This is a genomic window from Saccharopolyspora sp. (assembly GCF_017434145.1).
GTDB lineage: Bacteria > Actinomycetota > Actinomycetes > Mycobacteriales > Pseudonocardiaceae > Saccharopolyspora_C > Saccharopolyspora_C galaxeae.
On sequence record NZ_JAFRFW010000492.1, the window covers coordinates 1 to 5,163 of the forward strand.

The 5,163-nt window shown below is 70.5% G+C and carries 3 protein-coding genes; 2 read left to right on the plus strand and 1 reads right to left on the minus strand.

What is annotated here, in order from left to right; translation table 11 throughout:
- Positions 1-288 precede the first annotated feature (288 nt).
- Positions 289-1,356, plus strand: coding sequence for an Rv2578c family radical SAM protein (locus IJH84_RS13720; RefSeq protein WP_200069829.1), 1,068 nt, complete (start codon positions 289-291; stop codon positions 1,354-1,356).
- A gap of 282 nt (positions 1,357-1,638) precedes the next feature.
- Here the strand turns inward: IJH84_RS13720 and IJH84_RS13725 are convergent, their stop codons facing one another.
- Entirely contained in the window at positions 1,639-2,658 is a 1,020-nt protein-coding gene (locus tag IJH84_RS13725) for a hypothetical protein (RefSeq protein ID WP_295144911.1), read from the minus strand.
- 535 nt (positions 2,659-3,193) lie between these two features.
- Here IJH84_RS13725 and aspS point away from each other — a divergent pair.
- On the plus strand, positions 3,194-5,008 hold the full coding sequence (gene aspS / locus IJH84_RS13730; protein ID WP_200069827.1) for an aspartate--tRNA ligase: 1,815 nt from the start codon (positions 3,194-3,196) through the stop codon (positions 5,006-5,008).
- Positions 5,009-5,163 lie beyond the last annotated feature (155 nt).

Below are 5,163 nucleotides of genomic sequence, written 5' to 3' on the forward strand. Positions count from 1 at the left end.
GCGCGGCGGTTGCCCGCCGCGGTCGGCCGGTGGCCGTCCGGGCGGTTGCGGTCTGCGTTGCCGCGGTCGGCGGTGTTCGCCGTCGCCGGGCGGTCCTGTCGGCGGCCGATCATTCACCGGGCAATCGTAGGAGGTGGGCGAGCAGTGTCCGCACGGCTGCGTCCGTGCGGGCAAAGAGCCCGATCCGGCGTCCCGTCGGCCTCGCTTCCGGCTGCGCAGTGCTGCTGCCGTTCGCTCAGGTGAGCGAATGTGCTGGACAGTACATCGAAACTGTGTTCGCATGGAGTCATGCGCTGGGAAAAGCAACGGGTCTCGGGCAGCGGTGAGCCGCAGCTGCCCTTGGGCGTCGAGGACGCGCCGACGCGCGGGACCGGGCGGGCGGGACTGGCCGAGCCCGGTCCGGAACCGGTCGCCGCGGGCACCGAGGACGCGCTGGCGATCGAGGTGCGCGCGAGGTCGATCATCAACCGCGTGCCGGGCGCCTCGCAGGTGCCGTTCCGCTGGACGATCAACCCCTACCGCGGCTGCTCGCACGCCTGCCGCTACTGCTTCGCCCGGAACACGCACACCTACCTGGACCTGGACTCCGGGCACGACTTCGACAGCAAGATCGTGGTGAAGGTGAACGCGCCGGAGCTGGTGCGCCGCGAGCTCGCGCACCCGAAGTGGGCGGGCGAGCCGATCGCGATGGGCACCAACACCGACCCGTACCAGCGGGCGGAAGGTCGCTACGGGCTGGTGCGGCGGATCATCGAGGCGTTGCGGGACCGGGCGAACCCGTTCTCGATCCTCACCAAGGGGACGCTGATCCTGCGCGACATCGACCTGCTGGAACAGGCGGCGAGGTCGGCCGCGGTCTCGGTCGCGGTGTCGATCGGCTCGATCGACGAGCAGGTGTGGCGGGACATCGAGCCGGGTGCGCCGTCCCCGCTGCGCCGGGTGGACGTGGTCCGCAGGCTCAGCGCCGCCGGCCTGGGTTGCTCGGTGATGATGGCGCCCGTGCTGCCCGGTTTGAGCGACGGGCCGCAGCAGCTCGACGAAACCGTCGCCGCTCTCGCCGAGGCGGGCGCCACCTCCATCACGCCGCTGGTGCTGCACCTGCGCCCGGGAGCGCGGGAGTGGTATCACGCCTGGTTGAGCGAGCGCCGTCCGGACCTCCTGCCGCTGTACGAGCGGCTGTACCGCAACGGCGCCTACGCGCCGAAGTCCTACCAGGAGGACATCGCGGCCCGCGTGCGAGAAGCGCAGCTGCGGTACGGACCAGGGGAGCGGCGGCCCGGGGCGGGGACTTTCCGCGCGACCGGGCCGCGGTCTGAACCAGCGGAACGGGAAGCGGATCAGCTAGCCCTGCTGTGAATGGCCGAGGGCGTCCTCGCCGACTCCGCCATCCGTTGCAGCCGAATGGGAAGCGCCGCATTCAAAGATCTGCGCGGTGGCGGCCGGAATCGTTCGCGCGCCCGCATTCCGCTCCGGCCGCCACCGACCGCATCCGGAACTCCCTGCGAAAGTAGGGAGAAAGTGCGGTGCGGGCTGCGCCGAAGCCTGGTCGCGGCGTCTTGCCGGTAGCAAAGTGCGGGTACTGTTCGTATTCGATTGACTACTCGGATGGATGAACCAGTGCTCCGGTGCGGGGCGGTTTCAGCGCTCGTCGAGCAGCGCGCTGCGCGACGGCTGCCAGCGCACCCCGAACACGCCCATCCCGAAGTCGAGCTTCACCGCGTGGGTGCGGGCGTGCCCGTCCAGCGGCAGCGGCTTCGGGGTCTCCACGTCCTGGGCCGCGGAGTCGCCGACGAAGCTCTCCACGTGCTGCGGCGGGCAGGCAGGGTCGAACTCCAGCTCCACCACGTACTGCCGCACCGGCAGCCGGAACAGCCGGGAGAACGTGCATTCCGGCTCGTTCGCCCCGGTCGGCATGTCCGAGATCTCGTACTCCAGCAGCATCGTCTCGCCCCGCTCCAGCGGGCGGTCGAACAGCAGCTCCGCGACGATCACGTCTCGCGCGTGGTCGGTGAGCACCTGCCCGATGCGGCAGGAGCGCAGCGGCCGGATCGTCGGTGAGACCGAGCTGGTGGAGGCTCCGTCGAACATCACCACCCATCGGTCCGCACCGTTGGCCTCGGCTCGCAGAAGCTTGCTCGCCCGCACCGTGCGCTGGTCGCCGTAGGCGTCCACGTGCACCACGTCGTGCTGCGACAGCCGCGTGAGCTTGCTGTCGTGGCTGGTGTCGATCCGGGTCAGCAGCTCGACCGCGGATTCGTTCTCCGACCACAGCTCGCTCAGCGGCGGCGCGTCGTTCGCGGCCTGCCGGGTGCGCCCGCGCGGGCGCGGAGGACCCAGCAGCGCGGACAGCGCGCCGTCCGGCATCCCGAGCACGTTCTCCAGCTGCTGCAGGGCGAGCAGCGAATCGGGGCGCTCGGGGCGGCGGCGGCCGGATTGCCAGTAGCTCAGCGCGGTGATGCTCACCGGGGTGCCGCGGGTCTGCAGCCGGTGCTGGATGCGTTCCAGGCTCAGCCGGCTGGACCGGATCGCCGCGCGCAGCGCGGCTTCGAACGGTCCGGTGCGGAGCAGTTCCGCGAGCTCGGGCGAGACCGGTGGGGCGTGGTCGTTGCGGACGGCCGTGCGCGACATCGAACGGGTCTCGGTCTTCGGACCGGTCATGGTTACTCCTCGTGTCCGCCGAACTCGGGGACTTACGCTAATGAGTGAAACCCGGTGGCGCAACGATCAAGTTGCGGTTCGGCGCTCCCACCAAAGTGGGAGTATTTCTCCCCCGGTGGCCTCCGGCGGACTACCGCCGAGCGCGCGGTTGACATTGCCATGATCACCGGGAAGTCGCGTTTTCCGGAGCTTCCCGCCGATCGGTTCCGAGTGCGGCCGGAACCCGCGTGATGCCGTCGTAATTGCACGCGGAAAGCGCGGTTCTGTGAGTTAACTCGCGGCGTCACAACCCTGCGGTTCTGCCGCCGCCGAGCGTGCCTGGTCCCGCAGCGAGCGCAATGATCATCCACAACGGATTCGCCCGCGGGTGCGCCCGAAGTCCGGCGGAAACCTGCTCGACGTGTCCCGCCGGACGTTGGATAACCTGGATCCTCAGCCGCCTCGCAGGCCGGGCGCCTGCCGTCGAGCAGCCGCGAGGGAGCAGCCGCGAGCAAGCAGTTGTCGCTTCGCCGACTTGAAGAGGAGCTCAGTACCCGTGATGCGCACGCACGAGGCCGGATCGCTTCGCGCCGGTCACTCCGGGCAGTCCGTCACCTTGGCAGGGTGGGTGGCGCGCCGCCGCGATCACGGTGGAGTGATCTTCATCGATTTGCGCGACGCTTCCGGGGTCGCCCAGGTGGTCTTCCGCGAGGGGGAGATGGCCGCGCGCGCACACCGGCTGCGCGCCGAGTTCTGCGTGCGGGTGACCGGTGAGGTCGTGCGCCGTCCCGTCGGCAACGAGAACGCCGAGATCGGCACCGGTGAGATCGAGGTCTACGCCTCCGAACTGGAAGTGCTGTCCGAGTCCGCGCCGCTGCCGTTCCCGCTGGACGAGCACCTGGAGACCGGCGAGGAGATCCGGCTCAAGCACCGCTACCTGGATCTGCGGCGAAACGGCCCGGCCCGGACCATCCGGATGCGCAGCGAGATCAACCGCGTTGCCCGCAACGTGCTGGGCGACCGGGAATTCGTCGAGGTCGAGACGCCGACGATGACCCGCTCCACGCCCGAGGGCGCCCGCGACTTCCTGGTTCCGGCGCGGCTGCAGCCGGGGACCTGGTACGCGCTGCCGCAGTCGCCGCAGCTGTTCAAGCAGCTGCTGATGGTCGGTGGCGTGGAGCGCTACTTCCAGCTCGCCCGCTGCTACCGGGACGAGGACTTCCGCGCCGATCGCCAGCCCGAGTTCACCCAGCTCGACATCGAGATGAGCTTCGTCGAGCAGGACGACGTGCTCGAACTCGGCGAGGAGATCATCGCCGGGCTGTGGCGCCTGGTCGGCCACGAGGTCCCGCGGCCCATTCCGCGGATGACCTACGCCGATGCGATGTCCCGCTACGGCACCGACAAACCGGACCTGCGGTTCGGGCTGGAGCTGACCGAGCTCACCGAATACTTCTCCGACACCCCGTTCCGGGTGTTCCGGGCGCCCTACGTCGGTGCGGTCGTGATGCCCGGCGGTGCCGACCAGCCGCGCCGGCAGCTCGACGCGTGGCAGGACTGGGCCAAGCAGCGCGGCGCCAAGGGTCTGGCGTACGTGCTCGTCGGCGCGGACGGCACGCTGTCCGGCCCGGTCGCCAAGAACCTCTCGGACGCCGAACGCGATGGCCTGGCCAAGGCCGTGGGCGCCGGTCCGGGCGACTGCGTCTTCTTCGCCGCCGGTGAGCGCGCGTCCTCGCGGGCGCTGCTCGGCGCGGCGCGGCTGGAGATCGGGCAGCGCTGCGGCCTGATCGACCACTCGGCCTGGTCGTTCGTGTGGGTCGTCGACGCGCCGATGTTCGAGCCGGTCGCCGATACCGACGACGTGGCGGTCGGTTCCTCGCGCTGGACCGCGGTGCACCACCCGTTCACCGCGCCGAACGCGGATTGGGCCGAGGACTTCGACAAGGACCCGGACAACGCGCTGGCCTGGGCTTACGACATCGTCTGCAACGGCAACGAGATCGGCGGCGGCTCGATCCGCATCCACCGCTCGGACATCCAGGAACGGGTGTTCGCGGTGCTGGGCATCTCCGAGGAGCAGGCCCAGGACAAGTTCGGCTTCCTGCTGGAGGCGTTCAAGTACGGCCCGCCGCCGCACGGCGGCATCGCCTTCGGCTGGGACCGGATCTGCATGTTGCTGGCCGGTGCGGACTCGCTGCGCGAGGTGATCGCGTTCCCGAAGAGCGGTGGCGGTTTCGATCCGCTGACCGGGGCGCCCGCGCCGATCACCGCTGCGCAGCGCAAGGAAGCCGGGGTGGATGCGAAGCCGGCCGCGAAGGACGCCGACAGCATCTCGGTGACGACCGGGAACGTGGTCGAGAAGCAGGGCTGAGACGCCGACCGCGCTGTTCGCGCGGATCGGCCCTCCGTGGCGGCCGCCGGACCGGCCGGTGGCCGCGGTGGACGCCGTGCGGCCCGCCCGTCGGCGAGTGATGCATCCGGGCGCTCGATCACTGCGGCCGAGGGCGCGCCGCCGGTAGCGACCAA

What these genes read in the sequence shown, in the direction of transcription:
- IJH84_RS13725 (WP_295144911.1), bottom strand. Translation starts at nt 2,658, where the DNA reads ATGACCGGTCCGAAGACCGAGACCCGTTCGATGTCGCGCACGGCCGTC.
- IJH84_RS13720 (WP_200069829.1), top strand. Translation starts at nt 289, where the DNA reads ATGCGCTGGGAAAAGCAACGGGTCTCGGGCAGCGGTGAGCCGCAGCTG.